Consider the following 25,996-nt stretch of genomic DNA (forward strand, 5'->3'; position numbering starts at 1 on the left):
TGGCCGTAATGCAGGTACGAAGAGGCCGCAAGCCCCTTTGCGCTGCCCGTGCTGCCTGGCACTGCCCGTGCTGCCCGCGCAAGCCCTCAGAGCACCTCAACCACCCGGGCCACAGCCATGCAAATGCCACCTGTCGATCGATCGCCGAACTGGCGTCCTCCCCAGGGCGCTGATGTGCCACCCGCAGGCGCCGCGCGAGCGCCCGACGCCCCCGACCCGGCCGAGACCGGCGACCGGCGCGCCCCAGGCACCACCGCCAACACCAGCGCCATCGGCACCACCGTGCAGGCGCCAGACAAGGCCGTGGCACCCGATCTGCCCAGCCATGATTGGACCACCGTCAAAAAAAAAGACCCACCCGAGCCGCCCAAGGAGCCGATCTATATACAATTGCTGGAACTCATCCGCTCGATGTGGCGCGCCAGCGGCAGCGCGGTCGAAATGGCGCAGGCCATCAATAAAACGACACTACAAGAGCGCCTGGCCGCGCAGGCCAGAAACGACGAGCCACTGACCTACGCCGCCCCGAAAGTCAAGCGCATCGACGAGATGTAGCGAAGCGCTGGCGGCGGTTTTCAGGCCCCCCCGAAAGAGCGCCGATCGGGAAATACGCCATAAAACGAGCAACGACAACATTTGCCGGCATGAAGTTTCACATCATCACGTATGATGTGCGCCCATGCCGTGCCCCCCTGCCTTTCCCCAAGCCCTTTGCCTGCGCCGCCTGGCGCAGGCCGGGGCCTGTCCGCCAGGACTGACCGGGGATAGTGCCCGCCCGGCTTTGGCCGCCGGCTCGCACCACACATGCACATGGGCGGCGGTGCTGCCAGTGTCACATCAGCCCGCAGCCCGCAGCCCGCAGCCCGCAGCCCGCAGCCCGCAGCCCGCAGCCCGCAGCCCGCAGCCCGCAGCCCGCAGCCCGCAGCCCGCAGCCCGCAGCCCGCAGCCCGCAGCCCGCAGCCCGCAGCCCGCAGCCCGCAGCCCGCAGCCCGCAGCCCGCAGCCCGCAGCCCGCAGCCCGCAGCCCGCAGCCCGCAGCCCGCAGCCCGCAGCCCGCAGCCCGCAGCCCGCAGCCCGCAGTATACAGTCACTGCCCGCCAACCGCTGACCAACTATCTATACGGTGGCCAGGGCGCAACAGGTCCTGGTCTGCCAACGGCACCCTTTTTGGTGCCCATAGCGCCTTCAGTGCCACCAGCGCACAGGCAACCCCGCCGCACCGTGCCATCGCACCCCCGCCGGCGCTGCGGCCCGGGTGGGTCCGTGCCCACAGCCGTCAAACACCGCTCACACCGTTCACGCCTTTGCCGGGTCTGCGCAGACAGCCCGTCGCCCGGGCCGCGTTACCGCCTTCCTGGCACGGCCCGCTGAAAGGGCTTGGGGCCTGCCGCAGGCCCGCATCCACGCGCAGTCAGGCCCCTGTGAATCGTCCGGATTTTTCGCACCAGTCCCCCGCCCATGGGGCCACAGGTCCATCGGGCCATGCGCCAACGCCCCGATCAAGCATTCCATCGAGCCCCGCGCCAAGCCATGAGCCCTGCGCGCACGCCCGTATCAACCATTCAACCATCCCACCGAGAGCACCATGAGCAGCCTGACCAACATCTCCTTGAACAATGGCAACGCCACCCTCAAAACCGGCTACTCCTACACCGTCACCCTCACTTTTGACTCCAGGGTGGGTGGCGTCACTGCGGCCAATGTAGTGGTGCCCCCGGGCACCATGCTGACCACCCCGACCGCCTCCGGCCCTGACAGCAACGGCCGCAGCACGACATGGCAGTTCGAACTGACCCCGCCTGCCAACACCGAAAGGACCAACGACACCCTCGGCATGAGCCTCACCGGTGTGACCGATCAGAACGGCTCGGTCCCGACGAACAACGCCGCCTCCGTCACCTACACCGTAGACACCATAAAACCCACGCTCCAGAGCGCGAAGGTGACCGGCAACCAACTGGTGCTGACCTACAACGAAAACCTGGATACGAGCGCAGCCAACGCGCCGCTCGCAGACCGCTTTGTCGTGACCGCAGATGACAAGTCGGTGCTCGCCAATGGCACAAGAATCAACGTCACCGGCAGCCCGGTCGTGAATGGACGGACCGTCACCTTGACGCTGGCCAGCGCCGTGGCATCCGGCCAACAGGTGAAAGTCAGCTACAGAGACTCCGCCCCGGGCGACGACACGCGCGCAATACAAGACACGGCCGGCAACGACGCCGCCAGTTTCAGCAACCAGGTCGCGACCAACGAGACGCCCCCGGTGATCCGCAGCGCCACGGTCAACGGCACCCAGTTGGTGCTCAGCTACACCACCCTCTCCGGCCTGGACGCGGTCCACCCACCGCCCGCCAGCGCTTTTGCGGTGACCAGCGCTGGCACCACCACCCCCATCGGCGTCAGCAACGTCAGTGTGGATGCAGTGAACAATACCGTCACGCTGACGCTGAATCGCCCCGTGGCCAACGGCGAGACGGTGTCCGTCAACTACACCCGCCCCGCGACCGGCGACAACGTGATACAGGACGCTGCCGGCAACGACGCGGCCAACATCCAGAACCGGGCCGTGACCAATGAAACGCCCCCGGTGTGCACCAGCGCCACGGTCACCGGCAACCAACTGGTGCTCCGCTACGACACCGACAATCTGGATGAAACCGAAGCCGGCCGGCCCTCTGCCGGCGCCTTTGAGGTGCTGATCGATGGAACGACACGGGCCAGCGTCCAGGTCGTCACTGTGAATTCAGCGAACAAGACCGTCACGCTGACGCTGGACCGTACCGTGACACAGGGCCAGAAAGTGACCGTCGCCTACACGGACCCCACGAACGGCAACGACCCGCGCGCGGTGCAGGACGCCGCCGGCAACGACGCCGCCAGCTTCAGCGCCAGGCCAGTCACCAACGACACCACGGCTCCGGTGCTGGCAGAAGCCACGGTCGACCGCAATCAACTGGTGCTGCGCTATACCGAAAACGACCGCCTGGACACAGTCAATACGGCGCCCGCCACAGCCTTTACGGTGACCGCCGGTGGCCAGCCCGTCACCGTCAGCAGCGTCCTGGTGGATGCCACAGCCAAAACCGTCACGCTGACGCTGGCCAGCAACGTGGCAGCGAACCAGGCCGTGACCGTCGCCTACCACGCCCCGACGACCGGCAACAACGCGATACAGGACGCCGCCGGCAACGACGCAGCCAATTTCGAAGCGCGCGCTGTCGACAACATCACCACGCGCTTTGCGTGCACCAAGGCCGAGGTCGACCGCGACAAGCTGGTCCTCTCCTTTCCCCAAGGCACCGAGCTCGACGCTATCAAGCCGATCGCAACGGCCTTTGCCCTGAGCAGCAGTGGCGGCCTCTCCGTCATCGACACTATGGTGGATACGGCCAACAAAACCGTCATCCTGACGTTGAGCCGCGCCGTAGCCAACGGCGAAGCGGTGACCATCACCTACACCGACCCGGCCGGGGACAACACCACCGGCGTGATACAGAGCAGCAGCGGCGCCGACCTGCCCACCTTCACCCGCGATGTGATCAACCGCACGGGCCCGAGGATGGACGATGTCAGGGTCAACGGCGACAAGGTGACGATCACCTACCTGACCAACAGCCTGGATGCGTTCAGCCAGGTGGCGGCCACGGCTTTCGAGGTTCAAACGGGCGGCACAGCACCCGAAACCATCGGCATCAAAGGCATCCAGGTGGATGCAGCGGCCAAGACCATCACGCTGACGCTGGCCCGCGCCGTGGTCAAAGGCGAGCAGGTGACCGTCAGCTACACCGACCCCACGGACGGCAACGACCGCAACGCGGTACAAGACACGATCGGCAACGATGCGAAATCCGAATCGTTGCCGGCGACCAACGACACGCCCCGCGCCAGCACGCTGGACAGCATCGCCATCAGCGACCCGAACCTGAAAGCCGGCGAAACCGCCATCGTCACCCTCACGTTCAACACGGCGGTGGATGGCCTGACTGCGGCCAACCTGGTCCTGCCCGCTGGCACCGCCGTGTCCAACGTCCGCGCCGTCAACGGTGCGACCGACAGCGACGGCCGGCTCAGAAGCGCGACATGGCAGTTCGAACTGACCCCGCCTGCCAACACCGAATCGACCGACAACCGCATCAACGTCAACCTCAGCGGCGTCAAGGATGCCAATGGCAACGCGGTCACGAACAACGCCCCCGCCGCCGCCTACACCGTAGACACCCGCGCGCCTACGTTCACCAGCGCTACGGTGAACGGCGACCAACTGGAGCTTGTCTACAGCGAAGCGCTGGACGGAACCAACAAGCCGGAGATCGGGCGCTTTATCGTCAACATCGATGGCCGAGACCAAGCCGACGGCGGCGTCAGGGCCGTGGCCGTGGACGGGCGAAAAGTCATCCTGACACTGACCACCCCGGTGACATCCGGCCAACAAGTGAAGGTCACCTACACCGACCCCAGTTTCAGCGCCACCCCCTCTAACGATACCGGCGACGACGCGCTCGCGATACAGGACGCCGCCGGCAACGATGCCGCCAACGTATTGCGCCAACCCGTCACCAACACCACGCCCCCGACGTTCCGCAGCGCCACGGTCAACGGCGACAAACTGGTGCTGCGCTTTGACACCCAATCCGGCCTGGACGCGGTCAACCCGGCGCCCGCCACAGCCTTTGACGTGACCAACGCCAATGGCACAAGCATCCGCGTGCTGAGCGTCCGCGTCGATGCAACGGCCAAGACCGTCACGCTGACGCTGGAGCGCTCCGTGCCCCGCAGCGAGACGGTGTTCGTCGCCTACCGCGACCCCACGCCCGGCAACGACACCAACGCGATACAGGACGCCGCCGGCAACGACATGGCCGATATTGCGCGCCAGCAGGTCACCAGCGAAACGCCCGCGCCGACCGTGACGTACAAAAGCTCCACGGTCGACGGCAACCAGTTGGTGGTGTACTTCAGCGCCAGCTACGACCTGGACCTCACCGCCCTGACAGGCAGCGCAGGCTTTACGGTGGGCGGCGCCAACAATAGCCCCATCGCCGTCAGCAGCGTTCGGGTGAATGCGGACAAGTCCGTCACGCTGACGCTGGCCCGCGCCGTGGTCAGAGGCGAGCAGGTGACCGTCCGCTACACCGACCCCAGGCCCTCCGTCGACGACCCCGCCGGCACGGTGATCCAGGACAGGAACGGCACCGACGCGACCAGTTTCGAGGTCCAGACCGTCACCAACAACACGCCCGAGCTCCCGTCCGTGACGGTCAGGGACGCCACGGTCAACGGCAACCAGTTGGTGGTGGCCTTCAACGCCAGCAATGATCTGGACCTGACCGCCATCACGGGCAACCCGGGTTTTACGGTGGCCAGCACCACCGCCGGCAGCGCCGCCATCACCGTCAGCAGCGTCCGGGTGAATGCGGACAAGACCGTCACACTGACGCTATCGCGCGCCGTGGCCAATGGCGAGACGGTGACCGTCAGCTACACCGACGCCGCCGGCGACGGCGCCTCCGGCAGCGTGATCCAGGACTCTGCCGGCACCGACGCGAGCAGTTTCCAGAACCAGGCCGTCACCAACAACACGCCCGCGCCTGCGTCCGTGACGGTCAGGGACGCCACGGTCAACGGCAACCAGTTGGTGGTGGCCTTCAACGCCAGCAATGATCTGGACCTGACCGCCATCACGGGCAACCCGGGCTTTGCGGTGACCGGCGCCAACAATAGCCCCATCACCGTCAGCAGTGTCCGGGTGAATCCGGACAAGACCGTCACGCTGACGCTGGCCCGCGCCGTGACCAACGGCGAGACGGTGAAAGTCAGCTACACCGACGCCGCCGGCGACGGCGCCTCCGGCAGCGTGATCCAGGACTCTGTCGGCACCGACGCGAGCAGTTTCCAGAACCAGGCCGTCACCAACAACACGCCCGCGCCCGCGCCCGTGACGGTCAAGGGCGCCACGGTCAACGGCAACCAGTTGGTGGTGGCCTTCAACGCCAGCAATGATCTGGACCTGACCGCCATCACGGGCAACCCGGGTTTTACGGTGGCCAGCACCACCGCCGGCAGCGCCGCCATCACCGTCAGCAGCGTCCGGGTGAATGCGGACAAGACCGTCACGCTGACGCTATCGCGCGCCGTGGTCAATGGCGAGACGGTGACCGTCAGCTACACCGACGCCGCCGGCGACGGCGCCTCCGGCAGCGTGATCCAGGACTCTGCCGGCACCGACGCGAGCAGTTTCCAGAACCAGGCCGTCACCAACAACACGCCCGCGCCTGCGCCCGTAACGGTCAAGGGCGCCACGGTCAACGGCAACCAGTTGGTGGTGGCCTTCAACGCCAGCAATGATCTGGACCTGACCGCCATCACGGGCAACCCGGGTTTTACGGTGGCCAGCACCACCGCCGGCAGCGCCGCCATCACCGTCAGCAGCGTCCGGGTGAATGCGGACAAGACCGTCACACTGACGCTATCGCGCGCCGTGGTCAATGGCGAGACGGTGACCGTCAGCTACACCGATGCCGCCGGCGACGGCGCCTCCGGCAGCGTGATCCAGGACTCTGTCGGCACCGACGCGAGCAGTTTCCAGAACCAGGCCGTCACCAACAACACGCCCGTGATCCCACCCGTGACGGTCAGGGGCGCCACGGTCAACGGCAACCAGTTGGTGGTGGCCTTCAACGCCAGCAATGATCTGGACCTGACCGCCATCACGGGCAACCCGGGTTTTTCGGTGGCCAGCACCACCGCCGGCAGCGCCGCCATCACCGTCAGCAGCGTCCGGGTGAATCCGGACAAGACCGTCACGCTGACGCTATCGCGCGCCGTGGTCAACGGCGAGACGGTGACCGTCAGCTACACCGACGCCGCCGGCGACGGCGCCTCCGGCAGCGTGATCCAGGACTCTGCCGGCACCGACGCGAGCAGTTTCCAAAACCAGGCCGTCACCAACAACACGCCCGCGCCCGCACCCGTGACGGTCAAGGGCGCCACGGTCAACGGCAACCAGTTGGTGGTGGCCTTCAACGCCAGCAATGATCTGGACCTGACCGCCATCACGGGCAACCCGGGCTTTGCGGTGGCCAGCACCACCGCCGGCAGCGCCGCCATCACCGTCAGCAGCGTCCGGGTGAATGTGGACAAGACCGTCACGCTGACGCTATCGCGCGCCGTGGCCAACGGCGAGACGGTGACCGTCAGCTACACCGACGCCGCCGGCGACGGCGCCTCCGGCAGCGTGATCCAGGACTCTGCCGGCACCGACGCGAGCAGTTTCCAGAACCAGGCCGTCACCAACAACACGCCCGCGCCTGCGCCCGTGACGTTCAGAGGCGCCACGGTCAACGGCAACCAGTTGGTGGTGGCCTTCAGCGCCAGCAATGATCTGGACCTCACCGCCATCACGGGCAACCCGGGCTTTGCGGTGGCCAGCACCACCGCAGGCAGCGCCGCCATCACCGTCAGCAGCGTCCGGGTGAATGCGGACAAGACCGTCACGCTGACGCTATCGCGCGCCGTGAACAACGGCGAGACGGTGACCGTCAGCTACACCGACGCCGCCGGCGACGGCGCCTCCGGCAGCGTGATCCAGGACTCTGTCGGCACCGACGCGAGCAGTTTCCAGAACCAGGCCGTCACCAACAACACGCCCGCGCCCGCGCCCGTGACGGTCAAGGGCGCCACGGTCAACGGCAACCAGTTGGTGGTGGCCTTCAACGCCAGCAACGATCTGGACCTGACCGCCATCACGGGCAACCCGGGCTTTGCGGTGGCCAGCACTACCGCCGGCAGCGCCGCCATCACCGTCAGCAGCGTCCGGGTGAATGCGGACAAGACCGTCACGCTGACGCTATCGCGCGCCGTGGCCAACGGCGAGACGGTGACCGTCAGCTACACCGACGCCGCCGGCGACGGCGCCTCCGGCAGCGTGATCCAGGACTCTGTCGGCACCGACGCGAGCAGTTTCCAAAACCAGGCCGTCACCAACAACACGCCCCCGGTGTGCACCGGCGCCACGGTCAGCGGCAACCAGTTGGTGCTGCGCTTCGACCTGGCCGGCAACCTGGTCACGACCGGCGTGCCGAACAGCGCCTTTGAACTGGTCGTCGGCTCCGGTAGCCAGCCGCTGAGCGTCACGGCCATCGGCGCCTTCAATGCGACGGACAAGACCCTCACGCTGACGCTCAGCCGCGCCGTGACCCCCGGCGAGACGGTGAGCATCCGCTACACCGACCCGAACCCCGACAGCAACGAAGGCAGCGGCGCGCTGGAAGACAGCGCCAGCCGTGACGTGCCCACCTTCGTCAAGGAGGTGACCAACAACACGCCCGCGACGCCCCCGGCGTTCAGCAGGGCCGAGGTCAACGGCAACCAGTTGGTGGTGGCCTTCACCGCCAGCAACGACCTGGACCTTGCCGCCATCACGGGCAACCCGGGCTTTGCGGTGGCCAGCACCACCGCCGGCAGCGCCGCCATCACCGTCAGCAGCGTCCGGGTGAATGCGGACAAGACCGTCACGCTGACGCTATCGCGCGCCGTGAACAACGGCGAGACGGTGAAAGTCAGCTACACCGACGCCGCCGGCGACGGCGCCTCCGGCAGCGTGATCCAGGACTCTGCCGGCACCGACGCGAGCAGTTTCCAGAACCAGACCGTCACCAACAACACGCCCCCGGTGTGCACCGGCGCCACGGTCAGCGGCAACCAGTTGGTGCTGCGCTTCGACCTGGCCGGCAACCTGGTCACGACCGGCGTGTCGAACAGCGCTTTTGAACTGGTCGTCGGCTCCGGTAGCCAGCCGCTGAGCGTCACGGCCATCGGCGCCTTCAATGCGACGGACAAGACCCTCACACTGACGCTCAGCCGCGCCGTGACCCCCGGCGAGACGGTGAGCATCCGCTACACCGACCCGAACCCCGACAGCAACGAAGGCAGCGGCGCGCTGGAAGACAGCGCCAGCCGCGACGTGCCCACCTTCGTCAAGGAGGTGACCAACAACACGCCCGCGACGCCCCCGGCGTTCAGCAGGGCCGAGGTCAACGGCAACCAGTTGGTGGTGGTCTTCACCGCCAGCAACGACCTGGACCTTGCCGCCCTGACAGGCAGCGCAGGTTTTGTGGTGACCGGCGCCAACAATAGCTCCATCACCGTCAGCAGCGTCCGGGTGAATGCGGACAAGACCGTCACACTGACGCTGGCCCGCGCCGTGAACAACGGCGAGACGGTGAAAGTCAGCTACACCGACGCCGCCGGCGACGGCGCCTCCGGCAGCGTGATCCAGGACTCTGCCGGCACCGACGCGAGCAGTTTCCAGAACCAGGACGTCACCAATAACACGCCCCCGGTGTGCTCCAGCGCCACGGTCAACGGCAACCAGTTGGTGCTCCATTTCCCCAATGCCGGCAGCCTGAGCAAGGCCGGCGTGCCGATCACCGCTTTTGCGCTGTCCGTCGATGCCGGTGGCCAAGCCCTGAGCGTCACGGCCATCGGCGACTTCAATGCGACCAGCAAGACCCTCACGCTGACGCTCAACCGCACCGTGGCCAACGGCGAGACGGTGCGCATCCGCTACACCGACCCGACCCCCGGCAACGACAGCAACGTGCTGCAGGACGCCACCACCGACGGTCGCGATGTGCCCTCCTTCGACATGGCGGCGATCAACAACACGCCCGCGACGCCCCCGGCGTTCAGCAGGGCCGAGGTCAACGGCAACCAGATGGTGGTGACCTTCACCGCCACCGACGGACTGGACACTACCGCCCTGCCTCCGGGCAACGCGGGCTTTACGGTGGCCAGCGGCACCACCGGCAGCGCCGCCATCACCGTCAACAGCGTCCGGGTGAATGCGGACAAGACCGTCACGCTGACACTGAGCCGCGCCGTGGCCCACGGCGAGACGGTGACCGTCAGCTACACCGACCCGAACCCCACCGTCAACGACGACTCCGGCGTGATACAGGACACGACCCCTGCCCACACCGACGCGAGCAGTTTCCAGAACCAGGCCGTCACCAACAACACCCCGCCGGTGTGCACCGGCGCCACGGTCAGCGGCAACCAGTTGGTGCTGCGCTTCGACCTGGTCGGCAACCTGGTCACGACCGGCGTGTCGAACAGCGCTTTTGAACTGATCGTCGGCTCCGGTAGCCAGCCGCTGAGCGTCACGGCCATCGGCGCCTTCAATGCGACGGACAAGACCCTCACGCTGACGCTCAACCGCGCCGTGGCCAACGGCGAGACGGTGAGCATCCGCTACACCGACCCGAACCCCGACAGCAACGCCGGCAGCGGCGCGCTGGAAGACAGCGCCAGCCGCGACGTGCCCTCCTTCGAAAAGAACGTGGTCAACCACACGGCCGCGCCGCCCCCGGTGCTCACCAGCGCCTCGGCCAACGGCCGTGAGTTGGTGCTCCAGTACTCCGCAGAGAGAAACCTGGACGGACAAAACAAGGCCGCCGCCGCAGACTTTGCGGTGACCGTCAATGGGGTCGCCAACGCCGTCACCGAAGTCGTCGTGCATCCACAGAACAAGACCGTTACGCTGAAGCTGACCACCCCCGTGCCCGCCGGCGCGGTGGTGGAGGTCACCTACAACAAGCAAGCCACCGGCAACAACGTCATACAGGACGAGGGCGGCACCGACGCCGCCAGTTTCACGACCTCGCCGACGGTAAACACCGGACCGGACGAGACGCCACCGACCATCGACCGCGCCGAGGTCACCGGCAACAGCCGCAACCAGTTGCTGCTCAGGTACGACGAAGCGAACCTTCTGCACGCAAACAGCGGAGCAGGCAACAATGCCTTTACGGTGACCGTCAATGGGCAGACCAACGCCGTCACCGGGGTCACCGTGGACAGGGCGGCCAAAACCGTCACGCTGGCGCTGACCTCCGCCGTGGCCGCCGGGGCGCAGGTGAGCGTCCAGTACACCCAGCCCGCCACTGGCAGCAGCATCAAGGACGCCTATGGCAATCCGGCCCCCACACAGACGCTCACGGCGGTGGACAGCGGCAGCGATGACACGCCCCCGCTGCTGATCACCGATCTGACCGATGCCGCCCGCCGCCCCCAGGTCACCGGCAACGGCACCCAGGTGACGCTCACCTACACCGAAGCGAACCTCTTGGACGAGGTCAACAAGCCGCTGCCCAGCGCCTTTTCCGTCACCGTCAATGGAGACCCCAGGACGGTCACGAATGTCACCGTGAACCGGACGGCCAAAACCGTCACGCTGACGCTCAGCGGCGCCGCCGTGGCCGAGGGTGCGCGAGTGCGCCTGACCTACACCGATCCCACGGCCGGCGACGACACCGCCGCGATACAGGACGCGCGCGGCAACGATGCCGCCAGCACCACGACGCCGATCGAGGTGTACAACGGAACCGACAACACGCCCCCGCTGCTGATCACTACGGGCGCTGACCGCCCCAAGGTCAGCGGCCGCGAACTGACGCTCAGCTACAGCGACGTGAACCTTCTGGACACGGTCAACAAGCCGGCCCCCGGTGCCTTTACGGTGACCGTCAACGGACGCAACAACGTCGTCACCGCAGTCAACGTGCATGCGACGAACCGAACCGTCACGCTGACACTGACCGACCTCGTGCCCGAAGGGGCGGTCGTGCGCCTGTCCTACGCCGATCCGACGACCGGCAACGACACCGCCGCGATACAGGACGTGGTGGGCAATGACGCAGCCAGCATCACGAACCTCAGCGTGGACAGCGGACAGGACAGCACGCCCCCGATGCTGATCACCAACGGCCCTGGCGCCCCGACGGTCACCGGCACCACCCGCACCCAACTGACGCTCACGTACACCGAAGACAACCTGATGGACGGGAACGCCACCGGCCTCAAGGATGCCTATACGGTGCTGGTCAATGGAGAACGCGCCGAGATCGTCAGCCACGCGGTGAATTCGACGGACAAAACCGTCACGCTGACGCTGCGCGACCCCGTGCCCGTGGGTGCGCAAGTGCGCCTGACCTACACCGATCCCTCGACGGGCGCCAACGACACCAGTGCGATACAGGACGCGGCAGGCAATGACGCCCCCAGCACCAACTCGCCGGTCGATGTGGCCAGCGGAACGGACAGCACCGCCCCGGTGCTGATCACCAACGGCGCTGGCGCCCCCGAGGTCACCGGCGACGCCCGTACCCAACTGACGCTCACCTACACCGAAGCCAACCTGCTGGACGATGAGCACAAGCCGGTTCCGGGGGCTTTTACGGTGACCGTCAATCGCGCGAACAACCAGGTCACCGCAGTCAGCGTGAATGCAACGAACAGAACCGTCACGCTGACGCTGACCGACCCCGTGCCCAGAGGTGCGGAGATGACCGTCGCCTACACCAAGCCCGCGACCGGCGATGTCCTGCAAGACAAGGCGGGCAACCCCGCCGCCAACACCCCGGCGACCACGGTGAACAGCGGAGAAGACACCACGCCCCCGCAACTGCAACAGATCGCCTCCCCGAGCCTCAACACCACCCCCAAGGTCGTCGACGACAAACTGACGCTCACCTACACCGACACCAACCTGCTCGACGATCGCGACGGCAGCAAGCCACTCGAGACGGCCTTCAGGGTGATGGTCAGCGGCACCCAAGTGAATGTCCGCAACGTCGCCGTGAATGCAACGGCCAAAACCGTCACGCTGACGCTGGACCGCGCCGTGGCCCGCGGCGAGGTCGTGACCGTCGAGTACACCGACCCGACCACCGGCAACGACACCCGCGCCATACAGGACGCGAAAGGCAATGACGCCGCCAGCACCGGGCCGATCCCCGTCGACAGCGGAGTGGACAACACGGCCCCGGTGCTGGTCACCACGGGCACGCACCGCCCCAAGATCTCCGACAACGCCCGCAACCAGTTGGTGCTCACCTACACCGACGCGAACAATCTCCATGAATCCAACAAGGCGCCCGGGAGCGCCTTCGAGGTGATCGTCAATGGAGTCTCCAATGAAGTCACCAACGTTTCCGTGGTGGGATTGAACAAAACCGTCACGCTGACGCTGCGCGACCCGGTGCCGCTCGGTGCGCACGTGACCGTCAGATACACCAAGCCCGATGGCACCACGACCGTCATACAGGACGAGGCTGGCAACGACGCCCTCAGCACCAGCTCGCCGGTCGATGTGGCCAGCGGACAGGACCAGACCGCCCCGCAACTGATCACCACCGGCGATGACGCCCCCAGGATCGACGGCAACCGACTGACGCTCAGCTACCGCGAAGACAACCTGCTGGACAATCGCGACGGGCACAAGCCAGGCGGGACGGCCTTCACGGTGCTCGTCAATGGCGAGCGCAATGCCGTCACCGGGGTCGAGGTGAGTGCAACGAACAAAACCGTGACGCTGATACTGACCCGCGCCGTGACCGGCGGCGAGACCGTGACCGTCGCGTACACCGCCCCGACCGACAGCAACGACCCGCGCGACATACAGGACGCGGCAGGCAATGACGCGGCCAGCATCCCGCAGACCAACGTGCGCAACGCTCCCGACAGCACGGCCCCGGTGCTGATCACCGAGGGCGACAACCGCCCCATCATCACCGGCGCCGCCCGCACCCAACTGACGCTCACCTACACCGAAGCCAACACGCTGGACCCGGAGAACAAGGCGAGCCCCGGCGCCTTTGCCGTGCTCGTCAATGGAGTTCGCGCCGAAGTCACCGAAGTCACCGTGGACGCAGCGGGCAAGACCGTCATACTGACGCTGCGCACCCCCGTGCCCGAGGGCGCGCAAGTGACCGTCACCTACACCAAGCCGGCGAGCGACACCATCAACGCCATACAGGACCGGACAGGCAATGACGCCGCCAGCACGACGAGCCCGGTGGCCGTCAGAAGCGGAACGGACAGGACGGCCCCGGTGCTGATCACCGCAGGCGACAACGCCCCCCGGGTCCGCGGCCGCGAACTGACGCTCACCTTCGCCGAAGACAACCTGCTGGACGCTGCAAACAAGCCGGAAATCAACGCCTTTTCGGTGAGCAGCAATGGGGCCGACATCGGCGTGCTGGATGTGAGCGTGAACGCACAGGACAGAACCGTCACGCTGACACTGGCGCGCGCCGTAAGCTCCGGCGATAAGGTGTCCGTCCGCTACACGGATCGCACGACCGGCAACGATACCGACGCGATACAGGACGCCACCGGCAATGACGTGAGCGACTTCACGGTCACATCCGTGGTCAACCGCACGCCCGCTCCCGCGACGCCGACGACACCGACGACGCCGACCGATCGGCCGGACGGTGACCGCGACGGCATATCGAATGAGCAGGAGGACGCGGCGCACGGCCTTGCCCGCGCGGATGGCACCACCGTCGCCGGCGACGGCAACGGCGACGGCATCAAAGACAGCGAACAATCGGCAGTCAGTTCGATCAACGGCATGACCCTGGTGGCCGGCAGCCAGAACGGCAAGATCAAACCCGGCAACCAGACGCAGATATCGAACATGCTCCACACGCGCGAGGCCCCCGCCGATTTGCCCAAGGGTCTGGAGATGCCGATGGGGACACTGCACTTCGACGCGACGATACCCACCGCCGGCGGCAGCGAGAGCTTCAGCCTGTATGTGGACCCGGCGCGCGGCATCAACGGGTACTGGGTCAAAGACCAAACCGGTGTCTGGGTCAACCTGGCCAGCGCACCCTACGGCGGCCAGATGGTGATGGAGGGCGATCGATTGCGGCTGGACTTTCAGATCACCGATGGCGGGCAGTTCGATGCCGACGGCCAGGCCAATGGCGTCATCGCCATCCCCGGCGGCGCTGCAGCGCAAATGCAGTTGTCCATCGTCGGGCAGTCGCCCACGGCGGAGCAACACGGGTTTTGGTTCTGACGCTGGTGCGGGAAGGAGGAAGGAGGAAGGTTGCGCGCACATTCGCGCAGATCGGCAGGGCCAGCGCCCACCCCGAAGCAACAGGCGCAGCCAGTGCCGCGCCGCCCAAGGGGAACGAGCCGCTGGCGTGCGCCTTCACCCTTTCGCCTTCCTCCCATCGGGCATGTCACATCGGCGACGCCTGCCTGCTGATTTGCCAGCCCGATATCGATATTCTCAACTTCATGCGTGCCGGTTTGCATGCCGATCTTTTTGCTGAATGAAAAGGTGGTCGCGTTGAAATTCATCACCAGAAAAGAATTTGAACAGCCCGACCAGCAGGCTGTGCAGGATGCCGTCATCGAGGCCGTCCCGGCCGCCCCGGAACGATTCCTGCGCGCCTGTCTGGCGGATGATCGTTGCCATGGCGGCCGGTATGTCTCTGCCGATCTTTTCAAGGAAGTCTTTGCGCAGTTTGGCGCATCAAAAGACAGCCGCAATCGCTACGACACGCCCGTGCACAACCCTGCCGCCGTGCTTTCGTCCGAGCAGTTCCGGCGTGCCGTGGCGGATGGCTCGGAGCCGAAACGCGATCAGGTCGTTTTCCTGACTGGCGTGCCGGGGGCGGGCAAGACCACGTCGGTATCGAAAAACCGGAAATTCCCCAAAGACTGTCGCGCGATATTCGATGGGCAAATACCACGGCCAGCGTCCATCGTCACCAAAATGCAGCAGGCGCTCGATGCCGGCTCGACGCCTCGAATCGTTGCCATTCATGCGCGGCCCGAAAAAGCACTCGAAAGCACGCGGCAACGCTTTGACGAATATGGCCGGGGAGCGGGCATCGAGGTGATGGCAGAAATGCTGGCAGGCTTGCCCGATGACCTCCTTGCCGTGCAAAAACACTTCGGCGACAAGGTGAAACTGCACATTGCCGACCATCGGAACCGTGCCCGCCCGAAGGTATTGACGGGATGGGAAAACCTGGATTTACTCCGATCGGAAGGAAACCATGAACGAGTCAGACAGCGCCTTGACGATGCCCTTGAAAAGCACCGTCCACACCTCAGCGAACCGGCATACCGGCAAGCAAAAGGACTCCAACCACTCGACCGGCAGCACGACCGCCCAATGGATACAGGGCCTGGCGGATACCTGCAAGCGCCTGAACAGCGACGAAGCCTATCGCAAGGAAGCGGCCAAGCGCCAGTTTTAGCGCCGACCCGGTCCCCTCAAGAAAGAGAGTCCCAGACATGACCACATCCAACGACAGCGCATCCATGAACCGAATCCCATGCAGTCCCGCCAACAGCATTTTGGAGGGTGATCTGGAAATAGCCGTGCAGCAGCAGGCCCTGGATAAAATCACCGTCGCTGAAACGACGGACGGGTTCTACGTCATCGTCCAATTCAAATGGGCGAAAAATAAACAGTGGTACCTGACCACCCGCCGTGAACGAATGAAGCCGAGGCTGTTCAAGGATTTGATACGCATGAACCGGCACTTGAAAGAAATCTGCCCGACACAGAGCATCGAGATTTTGAGGAATCAGCAAATGCCCGGACAGGGCGAACCACTCCGCCCCACGAAAAGGATGAAGAATGACGAAGATGATTGAAATGGAAGAAACCACCGGCAGCGTTTACACCGCTTTGGGCATGGCAGACGCGCAAGAAATGCTTGTCAAAGCGTAGCTTGTAGTCAGAAATCATCGAGAGCCATCCATGGAGCCAGCAGCAGGCCGCTGACGCTCCCGGCATCCCGCAAGCGAAACTATCCAGGATGCTGCGCGGCCAGTTTCGCAGAATCAGCACAGCGAAGATACCCGATGGCCTCACCCCGCCTGGCCAGGACGCGCAAATCGTCGCCGGGCCGGCTCGCCGTGCGGCGCCAGTCGAACGTGTCGCTGTCATGTTTGCTTGAGCGGCACGGGGCCGGAGAAAGAAAAGCCGGCAGATGGGCAAAATCTGCCGGCTCGCCACCGCACCACGACAGGGATGGGTTCGATGACTCCCGGAGAAACTGTCACATTCGACGAAGCAACTTACGGGACAGAACTCGAACAGGTTGGCGCTATTCAACAGTCGCCTGGCTTCTGATGGGATTGTTCACTGCTCTCACTCGTCAAACAAGTCTGAATGCCGCCCGGTGCGCTCAAACCTCACAATATCCCCGGCAATCTTGTAGATCAGCAGCCAATCAGGCTCAATGTGTGCATCTCGGAAACCACGCCAGTCGCCTTTCAGTGGGTGGTCGAGATAGGATGCTGATAGCGGCTTGCCCTCGATGAGCAAGCTCAACAGGGTCTTGAGCTTGCCCATGTCCTTGCCGCGTTTTTGCGCCCGCTTTACATCGCGCTTGAACTGGTCGGAATAGCCGGGCTGGCGCATCAGATGCCAAGTTGCCCAAACAGGTCATTCGCATCTTTGGCATGGTGCACATCCTCACCCCGCTCACTCTTGGCCAGTGTCTGCGCTGTCTGCCTGTTAGGAACACGCATCTCGAATGGAAGCGTCTTTTCCTTCGCAATCCTGGTCAGTGCGATACGCACCACGTCGGACACGGTAAGGCCCATGCCGGCCAGTACGGCGGCGGCTTCGTTTTTTAGCGCTTCATCAATCCGCGCCCGGACAAATGTCGTTGCAGCCATGGTGGGCCTCCTGTCGATGAAGCCCTGATTGTGGCCCAAAGGAGCAACAAAATCCGGTAGATCATGCCGGATGAGTTGTCGCGCTTTGAATTGGCGCTACGACTGCAAAGCAACCTGTCCCGCCACCGTGCTGCGCATCGAGCCTGCGTAGCTGTCTCGACCCATTCGGGTTTCAGCCGGGGCGAGGCTCCAGGGGGAAGTGCGAGCACACCCCTCTGACCGCACAGCCCCATGAATGCAGTTCAGGCTTCGCGTGCATTTCGTCGATGGCACGCAAGGAATCATGGACCTTTTGCATTGGGTCCATGCTCCGAATGCCGCCGTGTTTTCGGCGCTGGCCGACCCGGCGCCGTTCGAGCAAGTCTTTGTCGAACATGGCGCGGTCATCTGGCCGGGCGGGATTGATGTGGCGCCGGATGCGGTGTGCGCGCAAACCAAGGCCCACCCGTCAGGTCCATAAAACCGTCAGGTCCACAAAACCGTCAGACCCATGAGGAAGGCCGGCGCAGCAGCAGCAGTCGCAGCCTGCGTTGCATATGCTCACTGCCCGGACAAGGCGCGCAGCAGGTTTTCTGCAGTGGCCGGCGCGTTCAGGGCCACGGGCGCTTGGGCATCTGTGCCACGCCCGGCGGCCACGGCGTTGCGCAGCGCCTCGAACACGCTGATGGCCAGCATCAGCGGCGGCTCGCCGACGGCTTTGCTGGCGCCTACGGTGTCTGCGCGGTTGGCCTCGGGCCATAGTTCGACCCGGAAATGCGCGGGGATGTCGCCGGTGGTCGGGATTTTGTAGGTGCTCGGCGCATGGGTGGTCAGCCGGCCTTGTCCGTCCCACTGCAATTGCTCGGTGGTCAGCCAGCCCATGCCTTGCACGAAGCCGCCCTCGATCTGGCCGATGTCGATGGCCGGGTTGATGCTGCGGCCCACGTCGTGCAGGATATCTACCTTCAGCACCCGGTTCTCGCCGGTCAGCGTGTCGAGCACCACTTCGCTGCAAGCGGCGCCATAGGCAAAGTAAAAAAACGGCTGGCCGGTCAGCGTGGCTTTGTCGTAGTGGATGCCGGGCGTGCGGTAAAAGCCGTCGCTCCACAGTTGGATGCGCTGGGCATAGGCGGCTTGCACCACGGCGTCGAAGCGGCGCTGCTGCCGGGGCGTGCGCACCTGCCCGTCCTCGAAGCGGATGTCGTGCGCGGCGCAGCCGTCGAGCGCGCTCAGGTAGGCGGCGAGGTTGTCGCGCACCTGGCGCGCTGCGATTTGCGCGGCGCGGCCGTTCAGGTCGGTGCCGCTGGATGCGGCGGTGGCGCTGGCGTTGGGGATTTTGCTGGTGTCGCTGGCCGTGACTTGCACCCGGTGCAGCGGCAGGCCGAGTTCGTCGGCCACGATCTGCGCCACCTTGGTGTGCAGGCCCTGGCCCATTTCGGTGCCGCCATGGTTTACCTGCACGCTGCCGTCGGTGTACACATGCACCAGCGCGCCGGCCTGGTTGAACAGCGTGGCCGTGAAACTGATGCCGAACTTGACCGGGGTGAGCGCGATGCCGCGCTTGAGCACCGGGCTGCGCGCGTTCCAGTGCGCTATCTCTTGCCGGCGCTGGCGGTAGCGGGCCTGGCGCTCCAGTTGCGGCAGCAGCGCGGGCAGGATGTTGTCTTGCACCGGCATCTGGTAGTGCGTGACGCTGCGGCCTTCTCCGTACAGGTTGCGCAGGCGCACGTCCTGCGCGTCCTGCCCGAGCGCGCGCGCGATGTCGCCCAGGATGGTTTCGATCACGATCACGCCCTGCGGCCCGCCAAAGCCGCGAAAGGCGGTGTGGCTCTGGGTGTGGGTCTTGCAGCGGTAGGAGGTCAGTTCCACGTCGCTCAGGTAGTAGGCGTTGTCGCAGTGGAACAGGGCGCGGTCGGCCACCGGGCCGGACAGGTCGGCAGAAAAGCCGCAGTTGGCGGCCATTTGCAGCCGCAGGCCGGTGATGCGCCCGGTGTCGTCGAAGCCCACGTCGTATTGGTAGCAGAACGGGTGGCGCTTGCCGGTGATGATGAAGTCTTCGTCGCGGGCCAGCCGCAGCTTGACCGGGCAGCCGAGCCGGTGCGCGGCCACTGCGGCCCATACGGCCAGATGCCCGGCCTGTGTCTCCTTGCCGCCAAAGCCTCCGCCCAACCGGCGGCACTGCACATGCACGGCGTGCCGCTCCAGCCCCAAGGCCTGGGCCACCCAGTGCTGCACCTGGCCGGGGTGCTGGGTGCTCGAATGGATGCACCACTGCCCCTGCTCCAGCGGCAGGGCGTAGGCGATCTGGCCTTCGAGGTAGAAATGCTCTTGCCCGCCGACCTCCAGGCGGCCGCTCAGGCGGTGCTGCGCTTGCGCCAGGCCCCGGGCGGCGTCGCCCCGGCGCAGGGATACCGGGGGCAGCACATGGCTGTCGGCCGCCAGCGCATCGGGCACCGACAAGATGGCCGGCAGCGCCGTGATGTCGAGTTTGACGGCGCGCGCGGCGCGGCGCGCTTGCTGCACCGAGCCGGCGACCACCAGGCCGATCACCTGGCCGACGAACTGCACGCTGTCGATGGCGAACACCGGCTCGTCGCGCTCGGGCGCGGCCAGCATTTTGTCGCCCGGCACATCGGCGGCCAGCACCACGGCGCGCACGCCGGGCAGCGCCATCGCGGCGCTGGCGTCAACGCCATCGAGCCGGCCATGGGCCACGGTGGAGACGATGGGCGCGGCGTACAGCGTGCCTTTGAGTTCGGGCAGGTCGTCGATGTAATGGGCCGCGCCGGCGACCTGGGCGCGGGCGCTTTCATGGGGATGCGACTGGCCCATCGCGGCCCGGGTCGGCACGCCGGGGTTCGCTGGAATGCCTGCGCCTTCGCCTTCGGCTACGGTATGAGCGCCTTCGGGCGGCCGGGCGGCGAAGGATGGAGCACCTTCGCCTCCGGCTGCGGTATGAGCGCCTTCGGGCGGCCGGGCGGCAAAGGATGGAGCACCTTCGCCTCCGGCTGCGGTATGAGCGCCTTCGGGCGGCCGGGCGGCACTCATGCCACCGTCTCCAGATGGTGCGGGCGCAAGTCCTCCAGGCTCAGCGGCAGGGGCGGCTGTCCGGCCAGGTGCGGGCGCTCCTGGCTGTCGAGCCAAAAGCGTTGCAGCAAGCCGGCCAGCACTGCGCTGCGGTAGGCGCTGCTGGCGCGCATGTCGGAGATCGGGCGGAATTCGGCCTGCAATGCGGCGGCGGCTCGGCTAACGGTGGCCGGGTTCCATGGCTGGCCGATGAGCGCGGCCTCGGTCTGCCGCGCGCGCGCCGGGGTGGCGGCGACGCCGCCCGCGCCGATGCAGGCGCGCTGCACGGCGCCGTCGGCAATGTCCAGGTTCAGCACCAGGCAGACGGTCGAGATGTCATCGTCGAAGCGTTTGGAAACCTTGTAGGCCCGCAGTTGCCTGGTGCCGATGCCCGCAGGCGCAGCGCGTGGCACCAGGATGCGCAGCAGCAGTTCGTCGGGGGCCAGCACGGTCTGGCGGTAGCCGGTGTAGAAGTCTTGCAGCGCCAGCCGGCGCTCGCCGCGTGTGCTGGCCAGCACCACCTGGGCGCGCAGCGCGATCAGCAGCGGCATGGAGTCGCCAATCGGCGAGCCGTTGGCCACGTTGCCGCCCAGCGTGCCCGAATTGCGCACCGGCAGCGCCGCAAACCGCGTGGCAAAGCGGTGCAGTTGGGGCCATTGCGCAGTCAGCGCGGCGAACGCATCGGTCAGCGTGACGGCGGCGCCGATCGCGATGTGCTCCGGGTGCTGCACGATTTGCTGCAATGGCGCGGCGCGGGTGACATCGATCAACTGCGCGTATTGCCGATGCTGCCGGGTGATCCACAGCCCCACATCGGTGGCGCCGGCGACGATTTGCGCGCCGGCAAACGCGGCCCGCGCGGCCAGCAAGTCCGGCACGGTGGTGGGGGCGAGGTAAAAGCATTCGCCGCCCGCTGGCGCAGGCTCGGGATGCGCGATGTGTTCCAGCCTGCGCAGCAACGCCGGCTCATCGAGCGCCTGCGCAGGCAGGCGGGCCATCTGCTCGGCGGCGTCGAGGATCGGGCGGTAGCCGGTGCAGCGGCACAGGTTGCCCGAGAGTTCCTGCCGGGCCAGTTCGCGCGTGACGGGCCGGCCTTGGCACAGGTGGTTCTGGTACAGCGCGAACAAGCTCATCACGAAGCCGGGCGTGCAAAAGCCGCATTGCGAGCCATGGCACTGCACCATGGCCTCTTGCACGGGGTGCAGGCGGGCCGCCGGGTTGCCGTCGGGCCAGATGAGCGGGTCTTGGGCCAGGTCTTGCACCGTCCACAGCGCCTGGCCGGCGATCGAGTGCGCCAGGCGGATGCAACTGTTCACGGCGCTGTAGTGCAGCCGGCCGCCCCGCGCTGCGCCCAGCACCACGGTGCAGGCACCGCAGTCGCCTTCGCCGCAGCCTTCTTTGGTGCCGGTGCAGCCCAGGTCTTCGCGCAGCAGGTCCAGCAGCGTGCGATCGGGTGGTACATTGCGCAACGCCACCGGCTGGCCGCGTCGGATGAATTGCAAGGGGGGTGCTGGCATGACAAATGCGAAGGCGGTTGGCAAGGGTTTTCCAGTGTCTCACGCCGCTGCATATCATGTGCAACGGCGCCCCGATGCTGCGGGCGCCGCCCGGCCCCAGTACAGCGCTGTGCGGCATGGGTGCGGCGCGCCAGGCGGCTGCAAAAACGATAGCTGACATGGGCTGACGATAGTTTCTACGCGGATATGCAACGAGCGCATCGAGAGGTCTTGGACATGCCCTGCCCGCCCCCTTGCGGGCCGGCGCGCGCAGCGCCGGCCCGGTTGCAACTGGCCGGCATCACCAAGCGCTACCCGGCCGTGCTCGCCTGTAGCGGCGTGTCGCTGACGGTGCAGCCGGGCCAGATTCATGCGGTGCTGGGCGAAAACGGCGCGGGCAAGTCCACGCTGATGAAGATCATCTACGGCGCGCTGGCGCCGGACGCGGGCAGCATGCACTGGAACGGCCAGGCCGTGCGGCTGCGCCACCCGCAGCAGGCTCGGGCGCTGGGCATTGCGATGGTGTTCCAGCATTTCAGCCTGTTCGATAGCCTGACGGTGGCCGAGAACGTCTGGCTCGGGCTGGACCAGCGCCTGTCGCTGGCCGAAGTGACCGGGCGCATCCGCGCCAAGGCGTCCGAGTACGGCCTGGACACCGACCCGCTGCGCCCGGTGCACACGCTCAGCGTCGGCCAGATGCAGCGGGTGGAAATCATCCGCGCACTGCTGGCCGACCCGGCGCTGCTGATTCTGGACGAGCCGACCTCGGTGCTCACGCCGCAGGCGGCAGACAGGCTGTTCGTCGTGCTGCGCCAGTTGGCCGCCCGGGGTTGCAGCATCTTGTACATCAGCCACAAGCTGCACGAGATCCGGGCGCTGTGCACGGCCTGCACCGTGCTGCGCGGCGGCCGGGTGACGGGGCAGTGCAACCCGGCGCACGAATCGGTGGCCTCGCTCTCGCGGCTGATGATAGGCGCCGAGCCTGCCGCGCTGCCAGCGCGCGCGCGGCCCGCCGGCGCCACGGTGCTGCGCGTGCAGGGCTTGTCGCTGCCCCGCGCCGAGCCGTTCGGCGTGGATCTGATCGACTTGCAATTGGACTTGCAGGCCGGCCAGGTGCTGGGCATTGCCGGGGTTTCGGGCAACGGGCAAAAAGAGTTGCTGTATGCGCTGTCGGGCGAGGACACGCGCGCCGACGCGGCCAGCATCCAACTGTGCGGCCACGACGCCGGCCGCCTGGGCCCGCGCGAGCGCCGCGCGCTGGGCCTGCACTTCGTGCCCGAAGAGCGGCTGGGCCGTGGCGCCGTGCCGAGCCTGGGGCTGGCGCACAACCTGCTGCTCACGCGCAGCGAGGCGCTCGCCGGCGGCGGCTGGATTCGGCTGGGCGCGCTGCGCCGGCAGGCCCAGGCCCTGATGGCGCGCTTTGACGTGCAGGCCGGCGGGCCGGACGCGGCGGCCAGGTCGCTGTCGGGCGGCAACCTGCAAAAGTTCATCGTCGGGCGCGAGATCGACGCCCGGCCCCGGCTGCTGATCGTCGCGCAGCCGACCTGGGGCGTGGACGTGGGGGCCGCCGCGCAGATCCGTGGCGCCATCCTGGCGCTGCGCGAGGCCGGCTGCGCGGTGCTGGTGGTCAGCGAAGACCTGGACGAATTGCTCGACCTCTGCGACCGGCTGCAAGTGCTGGCCAAGGGGCAGTTGTCGCCCCCGGTGCCGCGCGGGCAGGCCACGGTCGAGCGCATCGGCGCATGGATGAGCGGGCTGTGGCAGGCCGATATGCAAACCCCTCCGGCGCCGGCGCCGGCACGGCAGGTGCCGCATGTTTAGGCTGGAGCCGCGCCCCGAAGCCTCCCGGCTCTGGAGCTATGGCTCGCCGCTGCTGGCGCTGGCGCTGACGGTGCTGATCGGCACGGCCTTGTTCATCGCGCTGGGCAAGGACCCGGTGCGCGGGCTGCAATTGTTCTTCTGGGAGCCGCTCAAGTCGCGCTATGCGCTCGGCGAGTTGATGGTCAAGGCCACGCCGCTGCTGCTGATCGCGCTCGGGCTGGCCCTGTGCTTTCGCGCCAACGTCTGGAACATCGGCGCCGAGGGGCAGTACGTGATCGGCGCCGTCGCCGCCGGCGGCGTGGCGCTGCTGGCCAACCAGCGCACGGGCGCCTGGATCTGGCCGGCCATCTTGCTCGCCGGCGTGCTGGGCGGCATGGCCTGGGCGGCGCTGGTGGCCCTGTTGCGCGACCGGTTCCATGCGAACGAAATCCTGGTCAGCCTGATGCTGGTCTACGTGGCCGCGCTGGTGCTGGGCTATCTGGTCTATGGCCCCTGGAAAGACCCGCTGGGCTACAACTTTCCGCAGACCCGGATGTTTGACAAAGGCACGCAGATACCGCGGCTGATGCCAGGCTCGCGCATGACGATCGGCCTGCTGCTGGCGCTGGCCGGGGCGGCGGCGCTGTGGGTGTATTTGTTTCGCACCCGTGCCGGCTTTGCGCTGCAAGTGGGCGGGCTGGCGCCGGCAGCGGCCCGCTACGCCGGCTTTTGCCCGCGCCGGGCGCTGTGGACGGCGCTGCTGATCTCCGGCGGCGCGGCCGGCCTGGCGGGCGCGCTGGAGGTGGCCGGCCCGATTGGCCAGCTCACGCCGCATGTGCCGGCGGGCTACGGCTTTGCCGCGATCATCGTGGCCTTCGTCGGGCGCCTGCACCCGGCGGGCATGATGGTCTCGGCGCTGCTGATGAGCATGTTCTACATCGGCGGCGAGCTGGCGCAATCGCGCCTGGGGCTGCCCAAATCGCTCACCGGCGTGTTCCAGGGGCTGCTGCTGTTCACGCTGCTGGCCTGCGACACGCTGATCGCATACCGCGTGCGCCGGGGCGCAGGCGCCAAAGGCGGTGCCTGAAATGGCGCGCCCGCCCCGCGCCTGCGGCCCGGCGACGCCGGCTGCGCTGCCTGCCTGGCCCGGGCTGCGCCGGTTGCCCATTGCATGCGTTTCATGCGTTCCGGAGCACTGAAGATGCAATCCTACGCCCTGCTGATTGGCGCCACGCTGAGCGCCGGCACCGTGCTGGCGCTGGCCGCCCTGGGGCTGTTGATCAACGAAAAGGCCGGCATCGTCAACCTGGGGGCCGAGGGCATGATGCTGTGCGCCGCGCTGGCCGGCTTTGCCACCGTGGTGCACACGGCCAACCCCTGGCTGGGCTTTGCCGCCGGCATGGCCGCAGGCGCCTTGCTGGCCGCCCTGTTTGGCCTGCTGGTGATCTGGCTCAACACCAACCAATACGCCACGGGGCTGGCGCTGAGCCTGTTCGGCGCCGGCTTTTCGGCGTTTGCCGGCATCGCCTACGTGCAGGCCAGGCTGCCCGAGTTGCCCCGCTACGGCATCGCCTGGCTCGCCGACATCGCACTGCTCGGGCCGGCGCTGTCTGGCCAGCACCCGCTGGTGTACCTGAGCATGTTGCTGGCGGCGGGGCTGGTCTGGTTCTTGTACCGCACGCGCGCCGGGCTGGTGCTGCGCGCGGTCGGGCAAGCGCCCGAGTCCGCCCATGCCCTGGGCTACCCGGTGCGCCGCATCCGGCTGGCCGCCGTGCTGGCAGGCGGCGCGCTGTGCGGGCTGGCCGGGGCCTATGCGGCCATCGTCTACACCCCGCTATGGGTCGAAGGCATGGTCGCCGGCCGGGGCTGGATCGCGCTGGCACTGACCACCTTCGCCACCTGGCGCCCGGCCAGGGTGCTGCTCGGCGCCTACCTGTTCGGGGGCGTGACCATGCTGCAATTTCATCTGCAAGCCAGCGGCGTGCAACTGCCGAGCCAGTGGCTGAGCATGTTGCCGTACCTGGCCACCATCGTGGTGCTGGCGCTGATCTCGCGCAACCCGGCCTGGATCCGCGCCAACATGCCGGCGGCCCTCGGCAAGCCGTTCCATCCCGGCTGATAATCCCCCCCCCCCCCGCTTTTGCCGGTGTTTCA

General features: G+C 66.8%; 15 protein-coding genes. 11 read left to right on the top strand and 4 right to left on the bottom strand.

Annotated elements, in window-relative coordinates; genetic code table 11:
* Positions 1 to 117 precede the first annotated feature (117 nt).
* From VEIS_RS24235 to VEIS_RS31030, 7 genes are all read left to right on the top strand, one after another.
* Complete coding sequence (locus tag VEIS_RS24235) at positions 118 to 555, top strand: hypothetical protein (protein WP_041950330.1); 438 nt, start codon at positions 118 to 120, stop codon at positions 553 to 555.
* A gap of 255 nt (positions 556 to 810) precedes the next feature.
* Positions 811 to 1,107, top strand: a complete 297-nt coding sequence (locus tag VEIS_RS31790; RefSeq protein WP_408644638.1) for a hypothetical protein — start codon at positions 811 to 813, stop codon at positions 1,105 to 1,107.
* 477 nt (positions 1,108 to 1,584) lie between these two features.
* Complete coding sequence (locus VEIS_RS29450) at positions 1,585 to 14,871, top strand: SwmB domain-containing protein (protein WP_011812661.1); 13,287 nt, start codon at positions 1,585 to 1,587, stop codon at positions 14,869 to 14,871.
* Positions 14,862 to 15,134, top strand: coding sequence for a type II toxin-antitoxin system RelE/ParE family toxin (locus VEIS_RS29455; protein WP_157048663.1), 273 nt, complete (start codon positions 14,862 to 14,864; stop codon positions 15,132 to 15,134). Before VEIS_RS29450 ends, VEIS_RS29455 begins: the two co-directional genes overlap by 10 nt.
* On the top strand, positions 15,112 to 16,107 hold the full coding sequence (locus tag VEIS_RS30080; RefSeq protein ID WP_198137937.1) for a hypothetical protein: 996 nt from the start codon (positions 15,112 to 15,114) through the stop codon (positions 16,105 to 16,107). Before VEIS_RS29455 ends, VEIS_RS30080 begins: the two co-directional genes overlap by 23 nt.
* Positions 16,104 to 16,469, top strand: coding sequence for a hypothetical protein (locus tag VEIS_RS24265; protein ID WP_157048664.1), 366 nt, complete (start codon positions 16,104 to 16,106; stop codon positions 16,467 to 16,469). The genes VEIS_RS30080 and VEIS_RS24265 overlap by 4 nt, the downstream gene beginning before the upstream one ends.
* Before the next feature lie 140 nt (positions 16,470 to 16,609).
* Complete coding sequence (locus VEIS_RS31030) at positions 16,610 to 16,774, top strand: helix-turn-helix domain-containing protein (protein ID WP_232287985.1); 165 nt, start codon at positions 16,610 to 16,612, stop codon at positions 16,772 to 16,774.
* Between the two features lie 194 nt (positions 16,775 to 16,968).
* On the opposite strand, the gene VEIS_RS24270 is transcribed toward VEIS_RS31030, so the two are convergent.
* Positions 16,969 to 17,241 carry a type II toxin-antitoxin system YafQ family toxin gene (locus VEIS_RS24270; RefSeq protein ID WP_011812662.1) on the bottom strand — a complete coding sequence of 91 codons (273 nt, stop codon included), beginning with the start codon at positions 17,239 to 17,241 and terminating at the stop codon, positions 16,969 to 16,971.
* Entirely contained in the window at positions 17,241 to 17,501 is a 261-nt protein-coding gene (locus VEIS_RS24275; protein ID WP_011812663.1) for a type II toxin-antitoxin system RelB/DinJ family antitoxin, read from the bottom strand. The genes VEIS_RS24270 and VEIS_RS24275 overlap by 1 nt, the downstream gene beginning before the upstream one ends.
* 235 nt (positions 17,502 to 17,736) lie before the next feature.
* Here VEIS_RS24275 and VEIS_RS24280 point away from each other — a divergent pair, with 235 nt between their 5' ends.
* A complete protein-coding gene (locus VEIS_RS24280) occupies positions 17,737 to 17,961 on the top strand; it encodes a DUF2442 domain-containing protein (protein ID WP_011812664.1) in 225 nt (74 codons plus the stop codon).
* An 80-nt stretch (positions 17,962 to 18,041) separates the two neighbouring features.
* On the opposite strand, the gene xdhB is transcribed toward VEIS_RS24280, so the two are convergent.
* Entirely contained in the window at positions 18,042 to 20,312 is a 2,271-nt protein-coding gene (gene xdhB / locus VEIS_RS24285; protein ID WP_041950334.1) for a xanthine dehydrogenase molybdopterin binding subunit, read from the bottom strand.
* 212 nt (positions 20,313 to 20,524) lie between these two features.
* Positions 20,525 to 22,063 carry a xanthine dehydrogenase small subunit gene (xdhA, locus tag VEIS_RS24290; RefSeq protein WP_011812666.1) on the bottom strand — a complete coding sequence of 513 codons (1,539 nt, stop codon included), beginning with the start codon at positions 22,061 to 22,063 and terminating at the stop codon, positions 20,525 to 20,527.
* 216 nt (positions 22,064 to 22,279) lie between these two features.
* On the opposite strand from xdhA, the gene VEIS_RS24295 reads away from it, so the two are divergent.
* The 3 genes from VEIS_RS24295 to VEIS_RS24305 all read left to right on the top strand — a co-directional run bounded on the left by VEIS_RS24295 (position 22,280) and on the right by VEIS_RS24305 (position 25,961).
* The gene (locus VEIS_RS24295) at positions 22,280 to 23,863 is read left to right on the top strand and encodes an ABC transporter ATP-binding protein (RefSeq protein WP_011812667.1); all 1,584 of its coding nucleotides are present in this window, start codon (positions 22,280 to 22,282) and stop codon (positions 23,861 to 23,863) included.
* On the top strand, positions 23,856 to 24,929 hold the full coding sequence (locus VEIS_RS24300) for an ABC transporter permease (RefSeq protein WP_011812668.1): 1,074 nt from the start codon (positions 23,856 to 23,858) through the stop codon (positions 24,927 to 24,929). Before VEIS_RS24295 ends, VEIS_RS24300 begins: the two co-directional genes overlap by 8 nt.
* 114 nt (positions 24,930 to 25,043) lie before the next feature.
* Positions 25,044 to 25,961 (top strand): ABC transporter permease, encoded by a 918-nt coding sequence (locus VEIS_RS24305; protein WP_011812669.1) that lies wholly within the window; start codon positions 25,044 to 25,046, stop codon positions 25,959 to 25,961.
* Positions 25,962 to 25,996: the final 35 nt, after the last annotated feature.

This window comes from Verminephrobacter eiseniae EF01-2, from assembly GCF_000015565.1.
GTDB lineage: Bacteria > Pseudomonadota > Gammaproteobacteria > Burkholderiales > Burkholderiaceae_C > Acidovorax > Acidovorax eiseniae.

What these genes read in the sequence shown, in the direction of transcription:
- VEIS_RS24270 (WP_011812662.1), bottom strand. Translation starts at nt 17,241, where the DNA reads ATGCGCCAGCCCGGCTATTCCGACCAGTTCAAGCGCGATGTAAAGCGG.
- VEIS_RS31790 (WP_408644638.1), top strand. Translation starts at nt 811, where the DNA reads ATGGGCGGCGGTGCTGCCAGTGTCACATCAGCCCGCAGCCCGCAGCCC.
- VEIS_RS24275 (WP_011812663.1), bottom strand. Translation starts at nt 17,501, where the DNA reads ATGGCTGCAACGACATTTGTCCGGGCGCGGATTGATGAAGCGCTAAAA.
- VEIS_RS30080 (WP_198137937.1), top strand. Translation starts at nt 15,112, where the DNA reads ATGCCGATCTTTTTGCTGAATGAAAAGGTGGTCGCGTTGAAATTCATC.
- VEIS_RS24265 (WP_157048664.1), top strand. Translation starts at nt 16,104, where the DNA reads ATGACCACATCCAACGACAGCGCATCCATGAACCGAATCCCATGCAGT.
- xdhA (WP_011812666.1), bottom strand. Translation starts at nt 22,063, where the DNA reads ATGCCAGCACCCCCCTTGCAATTCATCCGACGCGGCCAGCCGGTGGCG.
- VEIS_RS29450 (WP_011812661.1), top strand. Translation starts at nt 1,585, where the DNA reads ATGAGCAGCCTGACCAACATCTCCTTGAACAATGGCAACGCCACCCTC.
- VEIS_RS24300 (WP_011812668.1), top strand. Translation starts at nt 23,856, where the DNA reads ATGTTTAGGCTGGAGCCGCGCCCCGAAGCCTCCCGGCTCTGGAGCTAT.
- VEIS_RS24295 (WP_011812667.1), top strand. Translation starts at nt 22,280, where the DNA reads ATGCCCTGCCCGCCCCCTTGCGGGCCGGCGCGCGCAGCGCCGGCCCGG.
- xdhB (WP_041950334.1), bottom strand. Translation starts at nt 20,312, where the DNA reads ATGGGCCAGTCGCATCCCCATGAAAGCGCCCGCGCCCAGGTCGCCGGC.
- VEIS_RS24305 (WP_011812669.1), top strand. Translation starts at nt 25,044, where the DNA reads ATGCAATCCTACGCCCTGCTGATTGGCGCCACGCTGAGCGCCGGCACC.
- VEIS_RS24280 (WP_011812664.1), top strand. Translation starts at nt 17,737, where the DNA reads ATGCAGTTCAGGCTTCGCGTGCATTTCGTCGATGGCACGCAAGGAATC.
- VEIS_RS24235 (WP_041950330.1), top strand. Translation starts at nt 118, where the DNA reads ATGCAAATGCCACCTGTCGATCGATCGCCGAACTGGCGTCCTCCCCAG.